Raw genomic sequence first — 26,025 nt, 5'->3', positions numbered from 1 at the left:
CCTTTTACCCGTAGCGCTTTTGTTTAAAAATCTGTCCCTTAAAGTGTTTTTGCAGCGCTTTCATCGTTTCGTTATCAGCATTCATACAAGCAGAAAATTCCCCCAGTTTTCCAGAAACTTCGTTGACGGGATCCTCTACGGGCAGAATTTCCTTTACACACATTCCCGGTTCTGTGATTGTCCCTGTTTTATCAACACAAATCACATCCACTCTGGCCAATGCCTCAATGCACTTCATATCATGCACCAGTGTATTACTTTTTGCCAGACGAATCGTACTGGCCGCAAGAGCAATGCTGGTAAGAAGATAAAGTCCCTCGGGTATCATACCAATGATGGCTGCGGGCCGTATTTTCCATACTGATTTTTTCGGAAAGTCCCAGCATATGATGCTGATTCCAAAACATCAGGACTCCAAAAGGAATAATAATAATTCCAATAATCTGAATCAGCCGGGTAAGAGACTTCATCATACCCGGTTGCTGTTTCTTTTTAATTTTTTTGGCATCCTTCGATAATCCGGCGGCAAAGGATTCGTCCCCAACCCTTTCCAGCCTGGCTCTCGCCTTTCCTGATACCACAAAGCTTCCTGAGAGCAGTGTATCGCCCGCCTCTTTTTTCACTTCATCCGCTTCGCCGGTTATCAATGCATCATTTACAGACAGCGTTCCATCGCAGAGAACCGCATCTGCACAAATCTGGTTTCCTGCTTCAAAAACAACAATATCATCTAAAACCAGCTGATCGCTGGAAACCCGTTTTCTGCGTCTTCATTCCGACCTCCTATAACCCGTTTCTGCCACGTCAGTCAAATTCTTCCCAAAAGCTTTTTTCTTCTGTAAATTCGATACAGAAAAAAAGACGATGCCATAAAAAATAATTCTGCGCAAAAAGCTGTAATAAACATAGGTGAGTGGACATCAGTAATACTCATTCCCATAATAGGAAAGGTAACGGAGGGTGGCAGCATGCCCATGATACATCCCAAAAGATATTTCCCGTAATCCACCCGGATGGCACCCATATATAAACTTACAATATCACAGGGAAGCAGTCCCAGCAGGCGCACACAAAATACAAGAAAGAAATCATTCTCCTGCCGGAATTCCTTTAACTGATTTGCCTTCGGATATTTTTTGATAATCCGTTCCGTTGCGGCCGATCCGGTTTTCCTTCCAATTAGATAGGGAATCGTCACCATAATGACAGTTCCCATGACATTGAGCAGAATCGCTATGGGAAGGGCAAACAGGATTCCATTTACCGCATACAGGATTCCACTATACAGCACGATACTCACGCTCTTCAGAGCGAAAAGCAGAAGTATCATGATTGCCGCTAATATAGGATTCGATGGTGTATACGCCAAAATCTCAGCTATGGTAAACTCATCCTTGCGTGACAGGATCAATAGGATAACTACTGTCCAAATAGCGGCAAGGAGAACTCTCCATAGCCAGACAGTGAGTTTTTCCCATTTATCTCTGAGCATTTCCTTCGACAAAATTTGGCTGTAGAACCGTCCATATAAAATCAGGGACAGCAGCATTGTGACCGCACATATCACAGCCATGACAACTACTGTCGTTTCAGGAAGCTGCGGAAACAGAAAAAGAAGCAGTATCGTGGCATATAGAATGACCGTACTCAGTTTACCGTACCAACGGGCTCCATTTACAGCATTCGTAAATCGAAGCGAGAGGTATCCCCAAAAGGCCATCAATCCTTCCTTTATTACAAATAAAACAATCATCAGCCACAGAAAAGAATAACGGGAAAGAAGACAGAGTAAAAGCGCCATCTGTGTCATTTTGTCTGCAACCGGATCCAACACCTTGCCAAAATCTGAGACCATATGAAATTTTCGTGCGATTTTCCCATCAGCAATATCAGTGGCAGCTGAGAGTGCTGTTATAATTGCTGCCCATAAATAATTCTCCTGCCTGCAGTAGAGCCATATGATTACCGGAATCAAAAGCAGACGGAACAAACTCATGGCATTCGGAATCGTTAAAATATCTTTTCGATTCCATCTGCGGCTCATAAGAATCACCTCCCGGCTGCGTAAAAATCAAGTCTCCAATACAAAATGCAAACCTATCATTCGTCTTAATCTATGGATTTCCACGAGACATCGATCACGTCATCTTTCCTGCTAGCCTTTACTGCGCTGGAAATGCAGTGTAGCGTGTAAAGATTCTGAATACTGCCTACGATTAAAGATATCCCGATAAAAACCATCAGTGCTGCCACACCCTGAAATGGATTCAGTAGCAGGAAAAAGGCAAAGATCGTACTGACAATTCCCAATGCCATCGACAGCCACCAGTTTCCGATACCAAGCCGGCGCATCTCAACAGACGACTGGATGTCAAAAACACTTCCAGTTATGATGTAGAGTCCGGCTGCAAACGGAAGAAGCGCCGCCGCACCTGCTGGATGAAGCAACAGTAAAATACCCGACAGAATGCTGCATATGCCAAGCGTCAGATCAAAACGGAAAAACAATCCGGCAAATCCAAGATTGAAATACCGAACCATTTTGTAAATGCCGGTTGCGAGACAGATAATCCCCAAAACACAACACACAGCCACTGCGGAAATCTCAGGCCATATAACCATAACAATTCCCAACGCCAGCATACAAAAGCTTATCACTAGGGACAAACGGCGAAATCGTTTCCAACTTTCTTTCATGAAAAATACCTCCTTATACCGCTGGTTTTCAATCCAGCAGCTTTTTCAGCTTCTCCGCCAAATCCGTCTGCTCCCAGGGCATCGTGAGGGCGTTGCTGCCAAAGTGTCCATAGCAGGATATGCCGGAATAAATGGGCCTGGTTAAGCCAAATTTACGGATGATCGCGGCCGGACGCAGGTCTGTGGAACGAATGACTGCGTCATAAAGAACACTTTTCGTTGCTTTACCGCTGCCAAAGGTGTCAATTCGCACCGAAACCGGCTCTGCCAGCCCGATCGAATAGCTCAGCTGCACCTCGCATTTTTCTGCCAATCCTGCCGCCACGATATTCTTGGCGATATAACGGGCCATGTACGCACCGCTGCGGTCTACCTTCGTGGCGTCCTTGCCGGAAAACGCCCCTCCGCCATGGCGGGCATAACCACCATAGGTGTCCACAATCAGCTTCCGTCCCGTCAGTCCGGAATCGCCCGCCGGGCCGCCGATCACAAACCGTCCAGTAGGATTGATGAAAAACTGGGTATCCGCATCCGTCAGTTCTTTCGGCAGTGTGGGCATGATTACATGGGCCAGCAGGTCATTGCGCAATGTCTGAATATCCACGTCCTCCCGGTGCTGTGCTGAGAGAACCACCGTAGAAATCCGTTTTGGCCTGTCATCCTGATACTCCACCGTGACCTGGGTTTTCCCGTCCGGAAACAGATATAGAAGTTCCTCCGACCGCCGCACCTGTTCCAGCCGTTTCGCCAAGGAATGGGCCAGTTCAATGGGCAACGGCATCAGGCTGTCAGTCTCCCGGCAGGCATAGCCGAACATCATTCCCTGATCACCGGCGCCGTTGTTTAGCTCCTCCGTTTTGATCCGGCGGGTAATCCCCATAGCAATATCCGGGGACTGCCCGTGCAGATCCACCTTGACCCGACAACTCTTTGTATCAAAACCACGGTTTGGCGCCGTATAGCCGATCTCCGCAATCACTCTGCGGGCGATTGCCTCATAATCAACTTTAGCCGTTGTTGTGACCTCTCCGAAAATGTGTACCTGATCCGTCGCGCAGGTGACCTCGCACGCCGACCGGGACCCAGGGTCCTGTGCCAGCATTTCATCTAAAATGCGGTCTGCGATCTGGTCGCATACTTTATCCGGATGTCCGCAGGTAACTGATTCTGAAGTAAAAAATGTATTCATGCCAAGTCTCCTTTTCTGATTTTTTCGATAGCAGAGCTGCTGATTCCCATTCCAAAAGCGCCCGGGCCGGTATGGCAGGCGATACTGAAGGTCAGTGGATCATAGCATACCTCATCCTCCGGGAACGCTTCCTTTACCATCGCCTCCCAGTGTGCGGCCTCCTCCGGATCCGCAAAGCTGCCCGCAGCGCCGATTCGCAGAGCAGCACCTTCTCCACGAAGCTTGTGGGCATATTCCTGCATAGATGCAATCAGTTGCTTTTGGCATTGTTTTGTGCCCCGGACCTTTGCGTATGCGTCCAGCCGCTCGCCGCGGATTACCAGCAGCGGTTTGATATTTAGTACCGTCCCCAGCGCAGCCCCCGTCCTTGTCACCCGGCCGCTGGCTTTTAAATTTTCTAATGTATTTACGCCCACATAAATCAAGGAATCAGAAGCGGTTTTTTCCAGGATTTCCCGAATCTATGCGGCAGTATATCCTGCCGCCCGCAGCGAAAGGGCATCCAGCACAGCATGACGCTGGGTAACGGAAACCCGGTGGTTGTCTACTACCTGAACTTTGCCCTCATACTCCTGCGCCAACCCTAAAGCTGTCTCACAGGAGCCGCTCAATCCGCTGGACATTGGGATATATACCAGTTCCTCGTACGTAATATTTTTTCCTTCATAATAGGTGATTTCATCAAACTGAACGGGCATTGGCACCACAAAAACACCCAGGTCTTTACCCTCTGTTTCAAAAATACCGTTGTTACTGTCTGTCACGATTGCGGTTTCCACAGCAATCCCCCTCCCTATTGCTTTTTTGCTGTTCATCTGTATCTCATTTAATAAGTGCGCTTCCGCTCATCTTCCGCCTTATGCGCAAGCCCCGGTTTCCGTTCCAGGGATTCCTCCCAGAGCCTGTCCGCAGCAGCTTTCCAGTTTTCAGCATAATCACAGGTCTTGGCGCAAAGATGCTCCACACTTTCCGGACTCATGGGGTCAGTAGAATGAGCGCCTGTTTTCTTTACCATTTCTTCAATGCACTTTGGATTTTCCAGCATAGGGCAGGGACGCAGCATGTTGTCATTAAACGGCATATTATCATGATAAGCCATAAAGATAGGACTCTTCAGCGCCTCCAGCAGCGTACATTCCCGGATATTCGCATTGGAATAGTGGATGAACACACAAGGATCCACATCTCCGTTTGCATTGATATGCAGGTACCGTTTCCCGCCGGCGATGCAACCGCCTACAAATTCCGCATCATTCTGGAAATCCATGGCGAACAGCGGACGGGTCATGCGAAGTTCCCGGATTCGATGATAGACATACTCCCTTTGCTCCGGATTTGGAAGCAGTTCAGGAGCGGCATCGTTGCCTACGGGCATATAGTGGAAATACCAGATAAAATAAGCGCCCATATCGATCAGGCTCTGATAGTATTCATCGGACGTAATCGACTTATAATTGGCACTGGTATAGCAGGAGGAAATGCCGTACAACAGTTTCCTCTCATGAAGCAGTTCCATCGCATGGGTAGCCTTGCCAAAGACGCCACTGCCCCGCCGGCCATCAGTTGCCGCCTCGTTGCCCTCCAGAGAGATCGCCGGCACAAAGTTTTTTACCCGCAGCATTTCATCAGCAAATTTCTCATCGATCAGCGTGCCATTGGTAAAGGACAGGAACACACAATCATTATGCTTTTCGCAGAGTTTAATCAAATCCGCCTTGCGCACCAACGGCTCACCGCCGGTGTAAATATACATGTAGATACCCAGCTCTTTCCCCTGCTGAATAATATTGTCAATCTCATCGAAGGTTAGATTCAGCTTGTTTCCATATTCCGCCGCCCAGCAACCGGTACAGTGCAGATTACAGGCCGAAGTCGGATCCAGGAGGATCGCCCATGGAATGTTGCAATGATGTTTTTTTCGGTTTTCTTCCTGGATGGGCCAGCCAACCAGGTTTGCATTGATAAAGAAATTGACTGCAACGGCAGACAGTACCTCATGATCTACATCCCGGATCATGTGCCGGATATAATGGTAATAAGGATCCTCCGGGTTTTCGATGGCATGACGGATTGCCTTGCGCTGGGAAGGGAACTCACCTTTGCAGAATTTATCCGCCCAATCCATCAGAATCCGCATGTTCTTTTCGGGCTCCTTGTAAAGGTATTTCATGGCCTGCTCGATTCCAAATTTCTTCAGTGTTGCGCTTGCGTTCATATGTATTCATTCTCCTTCTCTTAGTATGATGGCCGCTGTGAATGAGGATTTCACACGCCTGTACACTGCCAGGAAATCCTTACCTTTCGGTCTGCCTGTATTATACGGCTCCCCTAAAAAAGCTTCTATGGGCAAAAAAAGCGGTTTCCCCTAAAATAGGAGAAACCGACGAAATTCATCAAATTTTGCGCAAAATCCAATTTTTGTCCTAAAATGCCGTTATAGAACCAGGCTGCTCAGCAAACATACTACGAAAGAAATCGCTACGGGAACGGTTACTGTATCATCTCCGTGCTTCGATATCAATTCTACAACCGTTCCTGTCAGCGCCGCAGGAAATGCAATTCCCAGACAAATCGGCAGGGGTAAGGAGCTTTCTAACACCAGGGAAAGGGTTCCCACAGAAAAAGCGGTAAAGAACATGGCACAGCTGCCCTCCCATGTCTTCTTTCCATCGACCAAACGGCCTTACACAATATGGCAGCCAAAACGGATTCCAATGATGGCGGCAGCTGCGTCACCCGCACCCCACATCCATATAGCGGCAACTGCAGCGTATCGCTCTCCTAAAAGCCCCAGGTAAAGGCCATTACGGCGGCAATCATAGTGAATAACAGAACAAGGCTTTTTTTAACCTCACCTTTTTCCTTCTGCACAAACAGTCCGTCATACCAGGAATACTTTTCACACCGGCAGAGGATTGGATAAACCAGGGCCGCAAACAGCAGCGCTGTCAGAGAAGCGATATACCAACAGTCTGTTGTCAGCATCATCTCAATCAAAGAGGTAAACGCAACTAAATGCAGCAGTTTTCGGAAAATATAAGAAGGAATCTTTGCAAACCTCCACATAAGCAGCAAAATCACTGCTCCAATCCCAATGTATTCACAGAACCGACCTTGCTGGAAAAAGAAGGACACAGTACGAGCAACATCGGAACCATCACGGTCGCAGCAGACAATCCGGCAAGCCCTGTTCCGATTCCTGCGCCAGCGGCTGCTAATATACACCAGAAATATTCCATAAACACTCCTCCTCGGCTCCATTTTTTCTAAAATCGTAATTCCTTATTTTTCTTCCTCTGTTTCCGTCTCGGTCATATATTTCCAGACTTCCCGAAATATCTGATAAATGCTGTCAACATTTTCATCCACGTCCGCTTTCATTTGACCCCATATGAACTTCAAGAAAAGTCCTAAGAACGCATAGCAATAAAACTCTGCTATCCGTCGTACTTTTTCTTCGGTCAGATTCGGAATGGCTGCCGCACGCTTTGTAACCCCTTCGTAAAACCATGTTTCTACTGAGTTAAAAACATAATTTTCCACCCGTTCCCGGGAAATCGAACTAGAAATATGCTGCACCCGCTCCGGTTCCTTTTGAATTTTATGTAAAAGGATTTTGAGTTGTCCATCCCAATTTTCTATATGCTTTGTTTCCTGAAAATACTTATTTTTCTGTTCATCCATCCATTCATCCAATAGGTCATAAATATCCTGAAAATGATAATAGAACGTATTGGAACTGATTTCGCATCTGGCAACAAGGGCAGATACCGTAATTTTCTCGAATGGCATCTCCATTAGCATCTCATCAAATGTCTGCAAAATTGCCTTATGTGTGTAATTCGCCATAATCCATTTTCTCCTTATACTTTTCCTGATTGTATCACGCGCTTTACATCTTCAAACAGACGAAGCAACGCATCTATATTTTTACAGGTCGCATCAAAATAGTAGTATACAAATTTTCCTTCCTTGCGGCTTTTCACAACTCCAGCATCCTTCAAAATCTGCATATGGTGGGAAACTGCTGATCGTGTGAGGCTAGTCTTATCTGCAAGATCTGCAACCCGAATTCCTTCCCTGCTTTCCATAACCATCAACATCAAAAGTTCTTGCCGGACCTCGTCGCCAAAAGCAGTCAATATTTTCTGGCAAGTATTAAACTCTTGTTCCAATTTCCTAGCGTTTTCCATGTTTACAATCCCCCTTCCATCCAACAACATGTTTAAGTATTTAATCCTATTATATTCAATTTTTTGAAAAAACACAAGAAATTCATTTCCATCCTGTGTAGTTGAATTTATATCACGAAAACCATATTACCATTTTCTCTCTAAAATCGGCTTTTATATTAAGAGAGCTTCTTCAGAGCAAGATTCGCCTGCGTAACTCAAAACCCATTTCATGGCTTTTGGTTCTGCACCCACACGGACGGCAGCAACGAAAGCGGCAACATTCATGTACATATCGTGATCAACAGCGTGAGAAAATATGATGTGGAGCACCAGGACTTTATGGAGCGCTCCTGCGATTCCCGTGCCGGTTACAAGCACCATCTTACCAACGATTACCTGAATTATCTGAAGCAGGAAGTGATGGATCTCTGCCATCGGGAGCAGCTTCATCAAGTAGACCTGTTCACTCCTGCAGAAAAGAGAATCACTGACCGGGAATATCAGGCAAGACGCAGGGGGCAGAAAAAGATGGAGGAACGAAACCGAAAGATGGCATCGGAGGGCATTACTCCCCGAAAAACAACTTTCGAGACGCAGAAAGATTTTCTCCGCAGCGCCATCGACGAAGCGGCGGTAGTCTGCGCTTCTTTGGAGGAATTTCAAAACTTCTTGTGGGAAAAGTATCAGATTTCCTTCAAAATCAGCCGTGGCCGTTTCAGCTATTAGCATCCGGAACGAAACAAGGCGATTACCGGAAGGAGCCTGGGAACCCGTTATGAGAAAGCGCATCTGCTGTCCGTATTGGAGAAAAATGCAAAATCCCTTGAGGACGCTTCTGCCAGACTGCCGGCCTTCCTGTTCATCAAATCCGACCTCCGTCTTGTCACGGATCTGCAGAGCTGTGTCAAAGCACAGCAGAGTGCGGCGTATGCCAGGAAGGTAAAGCTGTCCAATTTACAGCAGATGGCCAAAACCATCGCTTACATCCAAGAGTATGGGTATCAGAGCGAGGAGGATTTAGCGGACGCTTTCCAAAAGGCACAAGCCCAGGCTTCCCAAATGCGAAAAGCACTCCGAAAGACAGAGCAGGACTTGAAAAGCGTCAATGCACAAATCCATTACACCGGACAGTACCTTGCTAATAAATCTGTATACAAACAATATCTCGGCTCTAAGAATAAAAAGAAGTTCCGTCAGGAACACCAGTCTGAAATCACGCTCTATGAGACGGCCCGGAAAGTGCTGAAGGAACACGCAAACGGCGGAAAGCTGCCTTCCATGAAAGCGCTAAAAGCGGAAAAAGAAGATCTTCTGGCACAGAAGGACAGTCAGTACGAAGCCTACCAGAAACTCCGCAGCCATGAAAAAGAGCTAAAGACCGTGCGGGCAAATGTGACTGTTATTCTGGGGAAAGACCTTTCCCGGCAGGCAGAACAGGATAGAGAAAATACTCGCTCAAAATGAGACGATTTTTCTGCATTATTATTTTAAGTGTGCATATACTTGAAATAGAGCTAAATTGCGGGATTGACTTTTTGCGTCAGTTTTGCTATATTTAGTTCAGTGATCGTTCTGTGGAAACTTGCGAAGCCCACAGGCGGGGGAGAGCTTTCGAGTCTCTCCCTCTTTTATATTACAGGAGATAATATATGGCTGCTTCCAAAGAATTTTTGACTTTTTCACAACAGATCAAACATCTGAAATTTGATAAACAACTTGATATTGCAAACGAAAAATCCGCAGAAGAACTTCTGCAGCGAATCGGATATTTTTCTTTAATAGACGGTTATAAGGAATTATTCAGAATTCCGTTTACCAAAAAATATAAACCTGGAACTGCTTTTGATGAGATTGTTGCACTCTATCAGTTTGATTCCGAGTTAAGAGAGCTGTTTTTAAAATATCTGCTCCAGATAGAGCGCCATATCGGAAATCTGATTGCTTACTATTTTGTAGAGCTTCACGGAACTTCCCAGGCAGAATATATGAATCCTGCTAATTACAATCATATATCACGAAACAAAAGAACCATATCGGGACTTATGCGTAAGCTATACGGCGCAGTGACCACCACGGACTATGCCTATGTAAATTATTACAGGCTTCAATATGGCAACGTTCCTCTCTGGATTGCAGTCAGCATCTTATCTTTTGGAAGCCTTTCCAAAATGTATAATGTATTGACACAATCCCTGCGTTCCAAGATATGCAAGCATTTTCCGATGGTAAACCAAAAACAGCTTGAACGGTTTTTATCCGTCTTAACCAAATACCGGAATGTATGCGCTCATAGCGACCGATTATTTACTTACCGAACCGTAGACCAGATATTAGACACTCCGCTTCATGCAAAGCTGAACATCCCCCGTCAGGGCAATCAATACATTTATGGAAAACAAGATTTGTTCGCCGTTGTGATTGCGTTCCGTTACCTCCTGCCTAATGAGGATTTCCTGGCTTTTAAGAAAAAACTAACCTTTGAAATTACCAATGTAAGCAAAAAGCTAGTACATATTACAGAAGCTGAACTCTTAGCGCATATGGGATTTCCCAAAAATTGGAAGGCAATTACCCGCTATCATCTGACATCATAGAAAAAGAGGAAGATGCCGCCGCAATAAGGCCAACATCTTCCTCTCATTTTATTTCCTTCTCCGCTCCAAATCTTCCTCTGCCGCCATCTGCGGCGCTGCTCTCCCGGTTTTTTCCGCAATCTCCGCTTGCTTGAGATGAAGCCGATCCAGGACAGAGATACGCTTACCAATCTTCCGTGGTTTTGGCGGCAGGTTATTCATCCGTCCGTCGATCATATTGTAGTTTTGTTCTTCTGTTATCTCGGCGCTCCTAAGATATTCCCCGTTTTCATATGCCTTTTGCCAATTCTCAAGCGGCGGCTTTTCTTTCCGCTCCGGGGGCAAAGTATTTCCCGGCGGACTTAGATACGCTTTGATCTGCGCCTTTACCGTCTCATCAAAACCGTGAAAGACATCATCCACTATCAGCTTTCCCTGTTCGTCCAGAACCACATTGGCGGCTTCCGCCCCGTAAACCGTATGCTCCATGAGGAAAAATTCCCGCCCGTCGATGCGGATGCTGTCATAGGCCAGCCAGCTCCCTTCTTTCCCCTCGATGTGGAAATCCGTGGTGTCAAAGGAAATGAGCGCACTGGATGAGCCTGTGCGGATAAATCCAGCAATTACAACAAACCCGTCCTTTTCCACATAGTAGGACGTTACCTCTCCCTGATGGTTTAAAACCAGGACATCGCTGACGCTGATGGAATGGCCACCAAAGGTGCGGGGCGGATGCTCGTCAAAGCGTTTCCGGATGCTTGCCGGCGTGTCACTTTCCCCCATCTGCCCGATGTATTTCTGTTCGTAGTTCTCACACCGCACCTGGATGTTCTGTTTCTGCAGCGTCTCATAGGGGCGGAAGCGGATCAGCCGGTTTTCCGGAAGGTCTTTTAACTGGTAAAGGGCGAACTGATGAAGGGCCGGCTTCATAATGCCATTTCCCCTTTCTTGCGGCTGCCTGATTGTTCCATATCCTTCTGCTCCGCTTTATCCTTCTCTTTTTGCTTTTCTCTCCACTGCGACAGGGCTTGTATAACAGACTGCTTTGTGCCCTCGCCTTTCTCTGCGGTTTTCTCCGCCTCCTTTGCCTGTTCCTGCCGCTGGGATAAGATATGCTCCAGGTCGGCAACGGCTTTCTGCACCAGGGGACTTTCTTTATAATGGGGAACCAGGTCAATCAAATCTTTGGAAACCACGCCTGCCCTCATCAGTTCATACTCCCCGTCATAATCGCTGCCGTCCTCCAGGCAAAAGCCAATGCCTTTAATGCCGCTTCTTCGGTCGGCAGGGATGGCGTCATAGAGCTTGACCGCTTCCTCCAAGGTCAGATTATCGTGGTATTCCCCAAGCACCGGGAACTCCATACATTCTGCAACGTAAAAGGAAATCGTCGGCTCTTTGGCCGGCTCCTGTAGCGCTTTCCTCATATCTTCCAACAGCTCTGCCGCATCTTTTGCAATCGGCTCATCCGCCTCATGCTCGCCTATGACCGTTTCCAAGTATTTCAGGAATGGTTCTGCGTCCTTTCTCTCCAATGCGAAGTCTATCACCTCAAATATCTGGTAAATCTCTGGCGCATCCTCTGTAACCGGTTCCCCATTCCAATCTTTCAGCATATCACTTCCCGGCTCATGTTCCGTGTAGTATCGGAAGATTTTTTGGATTAAATCTATTTTCACTTTTTCATCCAGATTCCCATAGTACGCAAACATCGCCTTTTGTCTTTCCAAGACCGCTTCTGCCCGTTCCACTGTTTCCAGAAACTTCTCACATTCGATAACCTTGCCGTCCGAGCGTCCAAAACCGCCGCCCTCCAGAATGTCCTCTACCGCTTCTCCAAAGGATAATTCCTGGTTCTCCAGTATCCCGCCGTCAACCGCATGGAACTCCATACTATAAAAGGTATAATCATATCCCTCCCCTGTGGTCTGCACAAAGAGATAGGCTTTTCCTCCGGCCAGCTCATACGCAGCCTCCGTGTCACGGCTGTTCAGATAGTCCTCTGCTTCTTTCACGGCGGCTTCTGTCTCCGGCTTCATCCATTTCCCCGACAAAGAAGCCTGCCCGATGTCCTCTATCGTATCTATCCCGTTCTCGCAGCGAAGCAGCGTCATTCTGGACGGTTCCGCTTCATTACTTTCCATGCCGATCTGCTTTGGCAGATGGTTCGGCAGGCTATGATAGGCATCCAAGGCGTCCTCCAGGCGTTCAAAATACTGATATTCCCTCTCTGCCTGGATTCCATAAGCGTCATTGACCACATAAAATTGTTTGAGAAAGGGCATCGGACTTTCTTCCTGCAGATACTCCTGGATAGCTTCAAGAGCGCCCTCATCAAACCCGTGTTCCAGATCTTCCGCCACCAGTTTTCCCTTTTCATTGACGATAATGCCGGCCACCGTATTTCCGTAGGTATCATGCTCCATCCGGAAAAAGGGCGCTCCCATGATCTCACGGGTTTCCGCCGTGTGCCAGGTTCCGAAATGCCCTTCCACAAAAAGTCCACTGGTATCTTTGTCAACCTGTGCCGTCTCCTTTTCCGCTTCTTTCTCCCTTGAGCCGATTTCTTCCCTTGCAAGGCGGATAAATCCCTCCAGGACAGCGAGATGGCTGGAAACAACGTAATCCCCATTGTGGTCAACCCCACGGCTGACATTTTCCGGGATGGCAAAGCTGCCGGCCCACTCTTTCGTATCCCTGGAGAAGCGCCCGTCATTTTCCAGATGCTGCACCGTGCAGGCAAGGACGTAGGACACACGCTCCGGGCCATAGGTATCCACCACGCCCACGGCGGCGTCTGATTTCAGATGATACCCGTCAAAGTTATCGCTGACCGCTTCCTCAATGGCACGTCTGCAATCCAGGTTCAGCTTCCTGGAATCCAGATAGGCGTCCACGTTTCCATGCTCCATCGCATACGTCAGGCTGGACAGGTAAAGGGGCGGATAGTTCCGGGCCGTTTCCCCTTTCTCCAGGTAAGCCTGCCTCTGCCGGGTAAAATCCGGCAGTTCCTGATAGCCGAAGCTGTCCACATAGTGTGCGGTCAGCCCGCCATCCTTCTTTATAATTACCACATCGCTGACCGACAGGGAATGGCCTGTGTAATCCTGGGGATGCTCCATGTTGAATTTCTGGTACAGGCTCTCCAGGCTTTCCCCTTCTTCCAAAACATCCCCGTACACAAACCGGTAGTCCGCCCCATCCACGGTCAGGCCACGCTCCTGCAGGTAAATCATCCCCATGAACCGGTACGCCTGCCCGTTTCCCTCATCCGCAAGCTGATAAATCCCGTATCTGTCCTCCCGGCTTTCAAAAAGGGCCGTTTCGCTCTGGCGCTGCGCTTCCCTCTGGATTTCCCTCATCCGCTCTACCATCTGGTCGATCAATTCCCCGGCGGTTCTGCGTATGGTATCCATGGATGCACGAAGCTCCCGCATTTCCATATCGCTGCTCCACCCGGCGATATAAGGGAAGGAATAATCCGAGGTATCCAGGCCGAAATACTGGCAGACCACATAGGCCGTACTCTCCGCTTCCACTTCCTTTGTCATCTGGCTTTTCTTCTCCCCTAGCTCCTCCATCACGTCACGGCCATGGAGCTTTGCGTGAGCCGTCTCATGGATGCCGGTTTTCATGGTCTGCCTTTCGCTCATCCCCTCCTGGATGACAATCTCTTTATCAGCGCTGCTGTAATATCCCTTTGCGCCGCTTTCAATATTGTCAAACCGTATAGGCACCGGGGAAACCTCCCGGACGGCCTGCAGAAACGTGTCATAGTTTTCCACGCTTCCCATAAGCTCCGGCGTCTCAATCTCCGGGAGCGGTTCCCCATACGTCTGTGACACATCAAACACCGTCATGACACGGAAACGGGGGATGGTGTACACCACTTCCTCTGTTTCCGGTGTCCCATCCGATTTTAAGACTGGCTCCTGGGTTTCCGGGTCGATCTTCTCCACTTCTTCCCTCTCCCGGATCGGGGCAGGCGCAATAATCCGGATGCCTTTCTCGCCCCGCTTTACCTGCCGTTTAAATTTCTTCTGCCATGCCTGGTAGCCGGCCACAAGGGTTGCGTCCGGTTTCTGCATGTGGATCAGCATGGTGTTATTAAAACTGTAATTATGGAATTTTGACATGGTATTGAGATATTCCATATACATCTCTGATGTAAAGATTTCTTTCACGCCCTGCTCCAGGCGCTGCGTAATCTCCTGCATCCGCTCATTTCTGTTTTCTGCCATATATGCGATTTTCCTCCATCAAGCCATCCCGCCAGTTTCCCGGCGGGATGGGACTTCTTTTATATGAATTGCTCCTGTCTGTGCTTTGGCTGCCCCTGTTCCCCCTGGGCCGCTGACAGCCGCTCTTTCGCTTCTTTGAGTTTCCCAAGGACAGAGGGCTTTCGTGGGCTGTCCGCAACAATGGGTTCCTCCGCCCCCTCATCCACATCCAGTGCTTCTGATGGACCTTTCTCATCCATATTCAATAAAGCGTTCAGCTCCGCCAGCCGCTCCGATTTTTCTGCCAGTTCCTGCTCCTTCGGGAACGGTTTTGCTACTTCCTCTTTTGCCGTGGCTAATTGCTGCTGTAAGGTATCCAGCTTGTTCTGTGTTTCCGCCACTTTCTTTTCGATGCCGTACAGGGCGTTGCTGATACGCTGCAGGTTGCCAAGGGCGTCCTTGCCCACTTCCACCTTGTAGCTGCACTGGCCTTTGATGGTTAGGATGTACTTCTGGTTGAAGCTGTCAAATTCTGAAAACAGATGGAAGCCGTAAATCTCCCCCACCCGCCCGGAAGTGCGGACAGCCTTTAACCCGGCGCAGGCGGCGATCAGGGCGGTTCCTGCTTCTTTCCGGTCGGTATAGATCTTTCCGCCGATGTCCATGGAAAACTCGTCCTTCGCTTTCTCCAAAAATGGATGAACCGCTTCCTTATCTGCTTTCAGTCCTTCCAGGCGCTCCTTTGCCGCCGTGATCTGCATCGGGTAATCCTTTGCGATATTCGCTTCCAGCCGGTACTTCTGGCTGGTGTGGTTGGCTTTCATCAGTTTCAGCTTGCTGACCTGTATATCCAGATCCATCTTTTCTTTGATGTAGGGATTGCCCGTGGCCAACGCCTTGATCTCCGCATAGGAGAGCGCCGCATCATCCACGTCCTCGCAGGCACGGACGGGGGATTTACTGGTCATAATCTGGCTGATGAATTTCTGTTTATTCTCCAATCGGAAGGCCCCGCTTCGGCGGGGCCGTTTCCATCCTCAAATAAAAGAAAAAGATAAGCAAGAGTATGAAATTATTTATCCAAACAATCACAAGTCTTAATCATTTTATATTTACTGTTCAAAGCTGTTTTTTATTGAAAAGCCGAATAGCAATCAGCAATCCGAAAATGGATAAACTGACGGAAATGAAAGCTGGTATTACAAATTCTGCCGGAATAACTTCGCCGGAAATTAAATCCACATTTTTTGATGTTAAAATAAACGGATTGAATTTAGCAATCGGTTCAATCATTCCTATCAAAGATATAAGGGCAACAATGCCGCCTGTAAAGAGTATGCTTGTAAAAGTCTGCTTGAATATCACGCACCCAATCATCAGAATACTCAAATATAAAAAACCAACTATCCAAAGCGAAACTGCAGCTAAAGCAACATTTGAAAGACTGCTATCATTCCATAAAAGGGCTGTATAGCCGTATGTCGCAGCATATCCAATCCAATAACTGATTGTCATAAGTGCAGCGGCTGCCGTATATTTTGCAAGAATAACAGCTTTACGCGATAATCCTTTTGTGACCATTAAAACTAAGGTTCCTTTGGAATATTCATTTGACAGACAGCTTCCAAACAAAATGATAAATGCGCTGAACCCAACGCCGGAAATGTTCTTGTAAAATTGTTTCCATGCGTCCAAAGCGACTGGTTCAGAAGTCATTTCCATATCTGCGGCTAAAGCCGATAAAATTTCCGGTGTGAATTTTGCAAGAAACGCACTCATAATACCGAAAATCAAAAAGAGTGCGAACAGGATGAGAAAACGATAGTTTTTCATATTTTCCGTAAATTCTTTTTTGGCAAAAGCAATATATCCACTCATTTCACTACCTCCAAAAACAGACTTTCAAGGGACGGCTCCATAAGTTCTATCCTTATGGGGCAAATCCCTGTTTCCGCAAGTACACGAAACAAGGATTTTTGCACACTTACCATATCGCGGCTATGTAAAATAAGTTCCCTGTTATTTTCTTCGGAATGGAGTAACAATGGCTCTATGGATTTTTGTTTCTTGAAAAGACGCAAATCTTTATCGGCTGAAAATTCCAAAAGCAAGCTGTCATGTCCATGCAAAGCCTTAATTTCTGCGAGTGTTCCAATGACAGCGATTTTTCCCTCGTTCAAAAAAGCGGCGTGATCGCAAATACGCTCTACATCAGAAAGAATGTGTGTGGAAAATAACACCGTTGTCGTACCTCTGATTTTATAGAGAATATCCAAAATTTCTTTTCTGCCTACGGGGTCAAGCGCACTTGTTGGTTCATCACAAATCAGCAATTTGGGCTGTGTGAGCAATGCCTGCGCAATTCCCAATCGTTGCTTCATACCGCGAGAAAACCCGCCGATTTGCTTTGTTACATTATTTAGGCCGACAAGGGAGAGAAGTTCTTCACTTCTTTTTGATATTTCGGCTTTTGATATACCAATGACTTCTCCGCATAGCTTTAGATACTGTATCGGCGTCATATAGTTATAAAATTCCGGGACGTCCGGCAAATATCCGATATATTGATTTGTTCTTGTCTGTCCAAAGCAGACAGACTCATTGCAAACATGGATTTCTCCGTTGTCGGGCTGTAATAGTCCCAATACCATTTTCATGGTCGTTGTTTTACCAGCTCCGTTTTTCCCTATGAAGCCAAAGACACTTCCCTCTGGTACAGACAGATTAAGATTGTCAATGATTTTCTGCTTTCCGAAACTTTTTGATAAGTTTTGGATTGTGAGGACGTTCATTCGCTCTCCCCCTTTCCAAAAACAAAATAAATAATCGGTCCAAAGAGTAAAAAGATTACAACAATCACAAGCCACATAACTCTATTTCCAAAGCGATAGTGTGGATGTTGCAGAATGTGTCTTACCGCCGCCACTGCAAGAGCAATGTCTGCCAACAAAACAGGAATCAGCAAGGGCAGAATTTCAAATAGAATGTTCAATGTTTTTCCTCCTTAATTTTATCGTTTTAATAATATTATCATAATGATAATATAAAGTCAATAGAAACCGTCCCGTTAATTTGGGACGGTCGTTTTATTTGTCTGTATTTTCTGCCGGAGATACAATTACACCTATAGTCCGTAACTTACGTTCTGAGTTAGGTTCATTGTTTTTTACTGTATTGATTATTTTAGAAATTCTTGTCACAAGAGATGTCAACTCATCATCCGAGAGATATAGCGGGGAGAGAGAAAATCCTGTCATATCTTTTTTGATATTTATATTGGGGGATTGACAATACTCTTGAAACTGCTTTGCAAATCCAAAGATATACTGCATGAAATACTGCATATAAAGTTCGCCGGAATTTTCTTCAACCATCGTTTCCATATTGCTGTTAATGTCGTATGCGAGTGCGTAGGTTTTTTCTACTGTACCGCGTACCTGTGTTTCTTCTACCACTTGTAAAATGCCATCGCTCAACATTTTCCTGATATGCCGGTATAGGGTAGCTTGAGGAATATCGTTATAAGTATCGGCTAAATGTTTCGCTGTTGCTTTCCCTTTTGAATATATTTCAAGCAGCAATTTGCATTTCACCGGATTTGTAATGCAATCCATAAGTTTATCTGTCATCTTTCGCCCTCCCGCTTCGATATATGAAAATATTATCATTTTGATAGTAAAAAGTCAATCGACACTTTGAGCATACTGCAATTAAATATTCTCTAAATTTTTTAGTTGAACAGTTGTTAGAAATTCAAAATAGCGAAACTACTGATTTATAAAATAAAGGCAGAAAATACCCTATCTGCCTTTATTTTAGTTATACCCTCACACATTAACTTAAGAACTAAATTCAAACTTAATTATTACTATTTTCTTTACGATACTCCGCTGGCGCAATCTTTAGAACATCACGAAACGGTGTGGCAAATTTGCTCTGATTTTCATATCCAACTTGATTCGCGATTTCAGCTATGGTTGCCTGTGTCTGCCTCAATAAGATTGCAGCTTATCTAATGCGGTATTCTTTCATATAAGTTCCGATAGGCTGTCCATAGCATGAGCATGGGCTGCTGAACGACGGCTTTTTTTCTTTTGCCGTCGTCCGGCAGATAAAACGATTTTTAAGAGCGCCTCCAAAGCCACTCTATATCAGGAAACGCCAAATGAGCCAGGAATCCAATAAGAAAAATGACTGCTACCGCAAGAAGAATATAACCAACGATTCGTGCCCCCTTTTTCAATGACGCTTTTCCATTCTCAATATCCAGATAGATAGACGCAACTCTTTCATCTGTCATATTTTTTTCACGCACATCCTGAACGTCAATGTCTTTTACCAATTCATCCAAGGTCAAATTGAAATAGTCACTTAGCAAAACCAGCCGTTGAAAATCAGGGTATGATTGGCCTGCCTCCCATTTGGAAATGGTTTGCCTCGAAACCTGAAGCTCCATACCCAATTCTTCCTGAGATAATCCTTTCCTTTTTCTGAGTGATAAGAGTTTTTCATTAAACTTCATTCGATATAGTCCTCCTTATGTTTTATGAATGGAGTATAGAATTTCGCAAGGCTAATAACAAGCAAGTTGAGTTGGAAATTTGTCCACAGGCATTAACATAAGGTTTTATTTTATCTTTTGTGAGGTATGTAAACATCATTTTTCAAGAATGTAAACACTTCTTTCTTTTCTGCAAGCCCGTTTTGACGCTTATCGGACAGAATTTTCCGTCCACTCTACTTTAGCAGGGAATCTTAATTGTGACTTTTGCGCCGCCCGTTTCTGTCGAATTGTTCAAAATCAGTTGCCCGCCATGATTTTGGGCGATAGAATTTGCCGCATATAGGCCAATTCCAAAGTGGGTCTTAGAAGTCCTGCTGCTATCATCCATATAAAACTGTTCTGTACCATGTTTTAATGCATCTGGTGAGAAACCACTTCCCGTATCTATTACTGTAAATAGCAGAAAATTATTTTCTTCGGTAACAGATAGCAAAACTTTTCCTCCTGTTGGAGTACGCTCCACAGCGTTGGATAAGACATTAACAATCGCTCTGATAAGAAGATCGTAATCCGCTGTGATTTCATGGATAGTATAATGGCACTCACACGCTGCCGTCAGATTATGAACCGTACACAATCCTTTTAACTGTTGCTTTATTTCATGGACAAGAACGTCACATTCGATTTTTTGAGGACGGAAGTGATACCCCTGCCACGATTTTGTGACTTCAATCAATGTATGCACATAATTCTGCATTTGCAAGGAGCTGCTTTCAATGTATCCGGTATATTTCCTTTGTTCCTCTGAAAGTTCAGATTCAAGAAGAAGTTCCGCATTTCCGCGCACAAGAGTGAGGGGGGTTTTTAAATCATGTGCTAACGCGGATATTTGACGGTTTTTTTTCTGCTCTGTTTTCCACTGGCTCTCAAGAGCATCTTTTACTGCGACGCGCATTTGATCCAACGAACGAAGTATTACATCCACTTCTTTAATACCGCTCGTTGAAATCTCAAAATCTAATTCCTGTCGTTCAACCTTGTTGGCAATAAAAATCAGTGTAGATAACTTTCTGTTCATCACTTTGCCGAAACGAATGGCGACGATTGCAATTATCAAAAATGTTCCGAGAATTGCAGATACAAAAATAAGTATTTCAGGCGGAACAAGAAGTTTTTGCAAAAAGGAAGACTTGTATTGGGGAGAAAGGGTATATCGCAAAACACAATATTCTGTTTCTCTCGGTATAACAGTATAATTATATTTTACGCCCACTGTGCTGCCTTTCTGTACTGCGTCCCATGCTTCTTGTGCGGATGTTCCTGTTAAGTTACCACTTTTCCAATTCCCATCCAGATCAAAAACTGCGTAATGACATAACTCCGGGATAATATCTTCTGTAACCTGTTCTGCTTGTTGAATCTTACTGAACGCGCTTTCTGCCTGTTCTTGTGCATAGTTTGCCGGATATACAATGCTGTCATTCATCAAGGCATTGAACAGAACCAATAAACCAATCGCCAAAAAAAGGACGAGGGCAAAGATATAGACAAAATATTTGAGATAAAATAAGCTCAAAGAAATCTGAGATTTTCGTTTTATTTTTCCCATTTATATCCAACCCCCCATATTGTTTTTATCGGCGCATAGTCAAATGCCTGCAATTTATTGCGGATGTTTTTTATGTGAGTTATAATCGTATTTTCGTTACTTTCACTATCAAAGCCAAAAACATTTTCAAGAATTTGCTCTTTTGAAAATACCTGTCCTGGATTCCTGGCCAAAAACTCACAAATCTCATATTCACCTTTTGTTAAAGGGACAACCACATTTTCAACCAAAAACTGCTTTGCAGAAATATTAAAACAGGCACGTTCAAACGAGATACGGACAGAATGTTCTCTTTTTTCCCTGCGTAAATGAGCTGAAACCCTTGCCCTCAATTCCATAACTCCAAAAGGCTTGCAAATATAATCATCTGCACCGAGAGCCAAACCGTTTACTAAGCTATCTTCTTCTGATTTTGCAGTCAAAAAAACAATCGGGCAGTCTACTTGACCTCTTAATTTTTGACAAAGAGAAAACCCGTCTATTTCCGGCATCATCACGTCCAGCAAAATTAAATCAAAAGAATTGATTTTCGTGTAGTCAACCTTTTGGGGGGCGGCAATACACGTTACATGATGTCCGTCTTTCATTAAAATGCTTTGTATCATATCCAGGATTCCAGGTTCATCATCCACCGCTAAAATGTATGCCATATCGTTCACCTCCCTGTTATGGATTATAATGATTTGTCAATATAAAGTAAACCTTAGTCCGCCGTTCTGGTGCCTTCCCAGCGATAAGCCCAGCATAAATAAGTGAGCGTTCCGGCTGCAACTACAAAGATACCTATACAGGCAACTTGTTTCAACTCCGCACAAGCCAGACTTTCGCCGTTATAAGCAGCTAAAAATGTAGACACTGTTCTGGCAGGCCACGCGAGAGGAATATATTTCCAAATACTATCACCCAAACCAGTCAGAAAAAGTGCGGACAATACGCTTTCTACAATTCCCAGTCCGATAGACACACCCTTATTCCACCGAAAGGATAAATACAAGTGCAGAAGATATAGTGGTACGCTGCTGCAAAGCAACACCAGCGCGGCAAGCAGATAGAACACGTTCCCGACAACTTTTCCATGTAGTCCAAGTAGAAATATAGCGCCAAAGATCACAGAGGCCAGGAAAAGCGCCCCAGCGCAAAATATCAGAAGCAACAAGAGTTTAGATAAAAACGGAATCACTTTTTTGGATGTCATAAGCATCATTTGAAAGCAACCCGCAGATTGTTCCTGTTCTGATATAATCGCGCAGAATACACCAATTAGAAATGGCAATGCCATCCCAATAACCTGATAGTAAATATCCACTTTCACATAATCATCCCAAGGTGCGTAAGAATAGTATGCACTGAAAATAAGCGCAGCCACAATAGGAATGAAAAGATGGGCAGCTCGTATTGAACTATGCTTTGTTTTTAAAAAATCTGATTCATAATAACGAAAAAGCACGATTTTACTTCACCTCCATTTTTTTAAACCATAGATTTAAAATGACCACGCATACAATAAACCAGACCAGGGACAGAATAGCGCCAGGTAAAATAACACCTGTATTCCACAATTCACTTTCAGCGGGGATTGGCAAGCCATTGGGTAGCAGGCCCAAAGTGGGACACATTAAACGTACTGGAATGGAGGACGGACAAAGCCACCAAGAGCTTTTGTCTGCCACGGTCACCACACCGCCAATCGAAATCACCATACAGAGAAAAATATCGACAAACATACCAAATTTTGCACTTAAAAACAGATATACCGGAATTTCCCATAAGTAAGAAATCGTTAATAGAATGGTAGCTACTGCTGCACCCTCAATGGGGATGGTTGTACCAAAAATAGTTCCGCCGATAGTTGCTCCGAGAAAAACGATCACATTAGCAGCTAAAAGTCCTAACGCAAGATATATCATTTTACCAATCATCAGTTTTTGCCCTGATACGGGCAGACTTTTCAAATTGTAATAATGGTTCTTTCTGTCTTTGGCTATACTCAAATAACACATCACAGCTAATGTTCCAGGCAGCAAAGTAGCATACCACCAGTTCCACGCCCCAGCCGGAAAAGCATTTTCCAATCCACCAGTCAATGCCAGCACTAACAGAAGTGTTATCATCGGCGCGATTACAGGGAGATATTTGGTAAAGGTGTGTTTGAATTTTAGATGTTCCGCTTTTATAATACCGCTCATTTTACTCACCGGCCTTTCTCTCATGTTTGATAACTTGCATAAAGAGTTGTTCCAAATCCTCTCCATCACGAAGCTGCCCCTCATAACCCAGGATACCATTTGCGATAATACCAATATAGTCAGCAGTCTGCTGGACTTCGGAAAGGATATGGCTGGACAGGATTACCGTAATTCCCTTTTTGGGGAATGAGCGAATCAGTTCCCTTAATTCTTCGATACCTACGGGGTCAAGACCGTTTGTTGGTTCGTCCAGGATTAACAATTTGGGATGGTTCAACAACGCATTTGCAATTCCAAGACGCTGTTTCATTCCAAGGGAAAATTGACCGGCTCGTTTTTTGCCAGTGTTAGTAAGCTGAACAATTTGCAAAACTTCCTCAATCCGTGTATCAGGCAGCCCCAATAAGGTAGTACGCACTTTCAAATTTTCTTTTGCTGTCAGATTTTCATAGAGTGGCGGCATTTCAATAAGTGCTCCAATATGTTTTAATCCCTCTCTGTTCCATGCCTTTCCGTTAAATGTAATTGTTCCAGATGTCGGCCTCATAATGCCAGTAAGCATTTTTAAGGTAGTAGATTTTCCCGCACCATTCGGTCCAAGCAATCCATATACGGAATCCCTCGGAATATTTAGGGAAACCTCATTTACCGCCAACTGTTTTTTGAATGATTTGCAGAGATTAGTTGTTTTCAAAATATAATCCATGTTGTTTGGCTCCTTTCTGCTATTTACAAAAAACATCGTAGGATAAACTTCCAAAGATTTGATGAAGATTTGAAAACTAAACGCGGAAAAACGGAAATTGGCATAGCCGGATGCAGGTGTAGTGTCAGGTTATTATGGCTGTATGGGGCGATGGGCTGTAATAGTTGATAAGCCAAAATATGATTAGTCCCATACGCCCAGGAAAGCGAATAATTTCAACTTTTTCTATATCGATTTTTCACTCCATCCAGTCAATGTTATTTTTCATTCACTTTTCAGCTATATCACCTGCTTTCTTAGTTTCCCTTCTTTCATCTCCAGAATCTCATCCGCCTCCCCTGCAAGCTGCTTACTGTGTGTCACTACGATCACGCATTTCCCCAGTTCGTGGGCGGTCCGCTTCAGCAGTTCGATAATCTCCGCCGCAGTCTCTTCATCCAGATTTCCCGTGGGTTCATCCGCCAACAGCACCCTCGCCTCACTTGCCAGGGCACGGGCGATCGCCACCCTCTGCTGCTGGCCGCCGGAGAGTTTCAGCACATTTCGCTTCCAGTCCTCTTTTGGAATACTGACTTCACGGAGCAGTCTCCCCGCGTTCTTCCTGCCGCCCAGCTTTACATTCTCCTCGGTAGTCAGATAGTCGATCAGATTGTAGTTTTGAAATACCAGAGAGATATTGTGCCTGCGGTGGTAGTTCAACCCTTTTTTACGGATGTCTTCTCCATGATAAAGGATCTGTCCGGACACGGGGCCGTCCAGCCCCGCGAGAAGCGACAGGAACGTAGTCTTCCCGGAGCCGCTGGCACCAACCACCGTATAGAACGTCCCTTCTTCAAAAGAGGCCGACACATTTTTCAGGACAAGTTTCTCCCGTTTTGACGAATAAGAATACATGAGATTCCTTGCTTCTAAGATCATTCTTCCTTCCTCCTAACTCATTTCACTTAAAATGTCTTTCGGTTTTCTGCGGAAAATCAGGATACTGGAGGCGCAGGTGGAAACGACGATCAGCCCTGTCACCGCAGCCCCGTCTGTAAGCAGCATCTCCGGGGTAATCTTGGTTTCCACATCTGTCACAGTCAGTTCCGGCGCCTGGTAATCCGTGGCAACCTTTCCGGCGTCCATCTCCTCCTGTACCCCGGCCTGCTGTTCCTGCTGACCGGTCAGGTAATGTGCCGCTGCGTCTGACACCGCGGGGGCGATGAGAAACGACAAAACAATGGCAAGGCCCCCGATCAGAACCGTTTCCGTTAAAATCTGCAGGAGGATCTGCCCCTTTGCGATGCCGATGGACATCAGGATTCCGATCTCATTGGTCCGGTTCCTGATCCAGAAAATAAAGATCAGAAACAGGATCGCAAATCCGGCTCCCGCCACAACCGCCAGAAGGGTATTGCTGATTTTCTCCAGATCGTTAAAATTGGACGCCATGGTATCCAGATTGCCATTGTTATCTATGAGGTCATACCATTCCCACTCCATGTCCGTTTTCCGAATGGCGTCTTTCACCGTCTCATAATCATCCACATCTGCCACTTTGAAATAGGCCTTTTCATACAGCGGATCATCCTGCTCCGCCTTTGCAGGGAAATCCAGGTCCGTAAAGATCACATTCTCCCAGCGGAACGTGTCCCCGGACATATAGGGCTGCATGGGCTCCTGCACCTGACAGATCCCTACGATCTCTGCTTCCTGTACAGGCTCTTCTTCCTTAAGAGGGTGAAACCTCATACGGTCTCCCACTTTCAGTCCGTTTTTCTCCGCCAGGTCCTCTGAGATGACACACACATTGGCATCCCCTTTTGTGGTCATCCGCCCCTCTTTGATGGTAACATTTCCGCTTAAGACATTGGCATCCAGCGCCATATCCCGGTTTCCGATGAGGGTGACACCCCGAAAGTCATTGGTCTGGTCGGTGTCCGCGTCCTCAATTCGTTCAAAGTCCGCCGGTTTTACGGCAGTAGGGACTGTGGTGATATTATAGTCGGCAATCCCTTTTGTCTCTGCGATCTTTTCAATATCCTCTGTCTTTAATGACTCAAAGGAATTGTCCGTGTAGACACTCCAGTTTTCCGAGCCATTGACCGTGATCTTCTCCTGATGGACGCCCCCGTAGCTTCCCTGGCCGTCCTCGTACAGCTCTGAGATCTTTTCGCTGGCTTCCTC

General features: G+C 45.6%; 29 protein-coding genes and 2 pseudogenes. 3 read left to right on the top strand and 28 right to left on the bottom strand.

Annotated elements, in window-relative coordinates; all coding sequences use genetic code 11:
* Positions 1-4: 4 nt before the first annotated feature.
* From B5F53_RS00145 to B5F53_RS00095, 12 genes and pseudogenes are all read right to left on the bottom strand, one after another.
* Positions 5-238 (bottom strand): hypothetical protein, encoded by a 234-nt coding sequence (locus B5F53_RS00145; protein ID WP_087217970.1) that lies wholly within the window; start codon positions 236-238, stop codon positions 5-7.
* A gap of 16 nt (positions 239-254) precedes the next feature.
* Positions 255-749 (bottom strand): annotated as a pseudogene (locus B5F53_RS00140) (P-type ATPase); the annotation flags it as partial.
* A gap of 59 nt (positions 750-808) precedes the next feature.
* A complete protein-coding gene (locus B5F53_RS00135; RefSeq protein ID WP_087217964.1) occupies positions 809-2,044 on the bottom strand; it encodes a CDP-alcohol phosphatidyltransferase family protein in 1,236 nt (411 codons plus the stop codon).
* A gap of 65 nt (positions 2,045-2,109) precedes the next feature.
* Positions 2,110-2,697, bottom strand: a complete 588-nt coding sequence (locus B5F53_RS00130; RefSeq protein WP_087217961.1) for an HdeD family acid-resistance protein — start codon at positions 2,695-2,697, stop codon at positions 2,110-2,112.
* 28 nt (positions 2,698-2,725) lie between these two features.
* Complete coding sequence (gene metK / locus B5F53_RS00125; protein ID WP_087217957.1) at positions 2,726-3,886, bottom strand: methionine adenosyltransferase; 1,161 nt, start codon at positions 3,884-3,886, stop codon at positions 2,726-2,728.
* Positions 3,883-4,584: pseudogene (locus B5F53_RS00120) on the bottom strand (DegV family protein). Before B5F53_RS00120 ends, metK begins: the two are co-directional and overlap by 4 nt.
* A 128-nt stretch (positions 4,585-4,712) precedes the next feature.
* Complete coding sequence (locus tag B5F53_RS00115) at positions 4,713-6,101, bottom strand: radical SAM protein (RefSeq protein WP_087217954.1); 1,389 nt, start codon at positions 6,099-6,101, stop codon at positions 4,713-4,715.
* Between the two features lie 219 nt (positions 6,102-6,320).
* Entirely contained in the window at positions 6,321-6,524 is a 204-nt protein-coding gene (locus B5F53_RS00110; RefSeq protein WP_087217951.1) for a hypothetical protein, read from the bottom strand.
* 143 nt (positions 6,525-6,667) lie between these two features.
* Positions 6,668-6,961, bottom strand: coding sequence for a hypothetical protein (locus B5F53_RS00105; RefSeq protein WP_087217948.1), 294 nt, complete (start codon positions 6,959-6,961; stop codon positions 6,668-6,670).
* Positions 6,962-6,963: 2 nt separating this feature from the next.
* A complete protein-coding gene (locus B5F53_RS20210) occupies positions 6,964-7,125 on the bottom strand; it encodes a hypothetical protein (RefSeq protein WP_242970192.1) in 162 nt (53 codons plus the stop codon).
* Between the two features lie 43 nt (positions 7,126-7,168).
* On the bottom strand, positions 7,169-7,735 hold the full coding sequence (locus B5F53_RS00100) for a TetR/AcrR family transcriptional regulator C-terminal domain-containing protein (protein WP_087217945.1): 567 nt from the start codon (positions 7,733-7,735) through the stop codon (positions 7,169-7,171).
* Positions 7,736-7,749: 14 nt separating this feature from the next.
* Positions 7,750-8,079, bottom strand: a complete 330-nt coding sequence (locus B5F53_RS00095; RefSeq protein WP_087217942.1) for an ArsR/SmtB family transcription factor — start codon at positions 8,077-8,079, stop codon at positions 7,750-7,752.
* A gap of 288 nt (positions 8,080-8,367) precedes the next feature.
* Between B5F53_RS00095 and B5F53_RS20205 the strand changes: the two genes are divergently transcribed.
* The 3 genes from B5F53_RS20205 to B5F53_RS00085 all read left to right on the top strand — a co-directional run bounded on the left by B5F53_RS20205 (position 8,368) and on the right by B5F53_RS00085 (position 10,655).
* Positions 8,368-8,787 carry a hypothetical protein gene (locus B5F53_RS20205; RefSeq protein WP_242970191.1) on the top strand — a complete coding sequence of 140 codons (420 nt, stop codon included), beginning with the start codon at positions 8,368-8,370 and terminating at the stop codon, positions 8,785-8,787.
* A 75-nt stretch (positions 8,788-8,862) separates the two neighbouring features.
* Entirely contained in the window at positions 8,863-9,525 is a 663-nt protein-coding gene (locus tag B5F53_RS20200) for a hypothetical protein (protein WP_242970190.1), read from the top strand.
* Between the two features lie 185 nt (positions 9,526-9,710).
* Entirely contained in the window at positions 9,711-10,655 is a 945-nt protein-coding gene (locus tag B5F53_RS00085) for an Abi family protein (RefSeq protein ID WP_087217938.1), read from the top strand.
* A 48-nt stretch (positions 10,656-10,703) separates the two neighbouring features.
* Here B5F53_RS00085 and B5F53_RS00080 read toward each other — a convergent pair whose 3' ends face one another.
* From B5F53_RS00080 to B5F53_RS00005, 16 genes are all read right to left on the bottom strand, one after another.
* Complete coding sequence (locus B5F53_RS00080) at positions 10,704-11,564, bottom strand: YodL domain-containing protein (RefSeq protein ID WP_087217935.1); 861 nt, start codon at positions 11,562-11,564, stop codon at positions 10,704-10,706.
* Positions 11,561-14,875, bottom strand: a complete 3,315-nt coding sequence (locus B5F53_RS00075) for a DUF3849 domain-containing protein (protein ID WP_087217932.1) — start codon at positions 14,873-14,875, stop codon at positions 11,561-11,563. The genes B5F53_RS00080 and B5F53_RS00075 overlap by 4 nt, the downstream gene beginning before the upstream one ends.
* Positions 14,876-14,934: 59 nt before the next feature.
* Complete coding sequence (locus tag B5F53_RS00070) at positions 14,935-15,855, bottom strand: helicase (protein WP_087217929.1); 921 nt, start codon at positions 15,853-15,855, stop codon at positions 14,935-14,937.
* A 118-nt stretch (positions 15,856-15,973) separates the two neighbouring features.
* Positions 15,974-16,732 (bottom strand): ABC transporter permease, encoded by a 759-nt coding sequence (locus B5F53_RS00065; RefSeq protein WP_087217926.1) that lies wholly within the window; start codon positions 16,730-16,732, stop codon positions 15,974-15,976.
* Entirely contained in the window at positions 16,729-17,646 is a 918-nt protein-coding gene (locus B5F53_RS00060; protein WP_087217923.1) for an ABC transporter ATP-binding protein, read from the bottom strand. Before B5F53_RS00060 ends, B5F53_RS00065 begins: the two co-directional genes overlap by 4 nt.
* Positions 17,643-17,846: a PLD nuclease N-terminal domain-containing protein gene (locus tag B5F53_RS00055; protein ID WP_087217920.1), complete on the bottom strand. Its 204-nt coding sequence runs from the start codon at positions 17,844-17,846 to the stop codon at positions 17,643-17,645. The genes B5F53_RS00060 and B5F53_RS00055 overlap by 4 nt, the downstream gene beginning before the upstream one ends.
* A 94-nt stretch (positions 17,847-17,940) precedes the next feature.
* On the bottom strand, positions 17,941-18,483 hold the full coding sequence (locus B5F53_RS00050; RefSeq protein WP_087217916.1) for a helix-turn-helix domain-containing protein: 543 nt from the start codon (positions 18,481-18,483) through the stop codon (positions 17,941-17,943).
* Between the two features lie 229 nt (positions 18,484-18,712).
* Positions 18,713-18,850 (bottom strand): AraC family transcriptional regulator, encoded by a 138-nt coding sequence (locus B5F53_RS00045; protein WP_330396114.1) that lies wholly within the window; start codon positions 18,848-18,850, stop codon positions 18,713-18,715.
* Between the two features lie 127 nt (positions 18,851-18,977).
* Positions 18,978-19,376: a helix-turn-helix domain-containing protein gene (locus B5F53_RS00040; RefSeq protein ID WP_087217913.1), complete on the bottom strand. Its 399-nt coding sequence runs from the start codon at positions 19,374-19,376 to the stop codon at positions 18,978-18,980.
* A gap of 220 nt (positions 19,377-19,596) precedes the next feature.
* The gene (locus B5F53_RS00035) at positions 19,597-20,967 is read right to left on the bottom strand and encodes a sensor histidine kinase (protein WP_087217910.1); all 1,371 of its coding nucleotides are present in this window, start codon (positions 20,965-20,967) and stop codon (positions 19,597-19,599) included.
* Positions 20,955-21,617, bottom strand: a complete 663-nt coding sequence (locus tag B5F53_RS00030; RefSeq protein ID WP_087217907.1) for a response regulator transcription factor — start codon at positions 21,615-21,617, stop codon at positions 20,955-20,957. Before B5F53_RS00030 ends, B5F53_RS00035 begins: the two co-directional genes overlap by 13 nt.
* 53 nt (positions 21,618-21,670) lie before the next feature.
* A complete protein-coding gene (locus tag B5F53_RS00025; RefSeq protein ID WP_162610499.1) occupies positions 21,671-22,414 on the bottom strand; it encodes a lantibiotic immunity ABC transporter MutG family permease subunit in 744 nt (247 codons plus the stop codon).
* A 4-nt stretch (positions 22,415-22,418) separates the two neighbouring features.
* A complete protein-coding gene (locus B5F53_RS00020) occupies positions 22,419-23,153 on the bottom strand; it encodes a lantibiotic immunity ABC transporter MutE/EpiE family permease subunit (RefSeq protein ID WP_242970205.1) in 735 nt (244 codons plus the stop codon).
* Between the two features lies 1 nt (position 23,154).
* A complete protein-coding gene (locus tag B5F53_RS00015) occupies positions 23,155-23,859 on the bottom strand; it encodes a lantibiotic protection ABC transporter ATP-binding protein (protein WP_204246881.1) in 705 nt (234 codons plus the stop codon).
* Positions 23,860-24,138: 279 nt separating this feature from the next.
* Complete coding sequence (locus B5F53_RS00010) at positions 24,139-24,777, bottom strand: ABC transporter ATP-binding protein (RefSeq protein ID WP_204246880.1); 639 nt, start codon at positions 24,775-24,777, stop codon at positions 24,139-24,141.
* Positions 24,778-24,789: 12 nt separating this feature from the next.
* Positions 24,790-26,025 (bottom strand): ABC transporter permease (locus tag B5F53_RS00005; RefSeq protein WP_140398183.1); only part of this gene is annotated, 1,236 nt, incomplete at its 5' end.

This window comes from Blautia sp. An249 (assembly GCF_002159835.1).
Lineage (GTDB): Bacteria > Bacillota > Clostridia > Lachnospirales > Lachnospiraceae > Blautia_A > Blautia_A avistercoris.
This window is presented reverse-complemented; position numbering and strand designations above follow the sequence as displayed.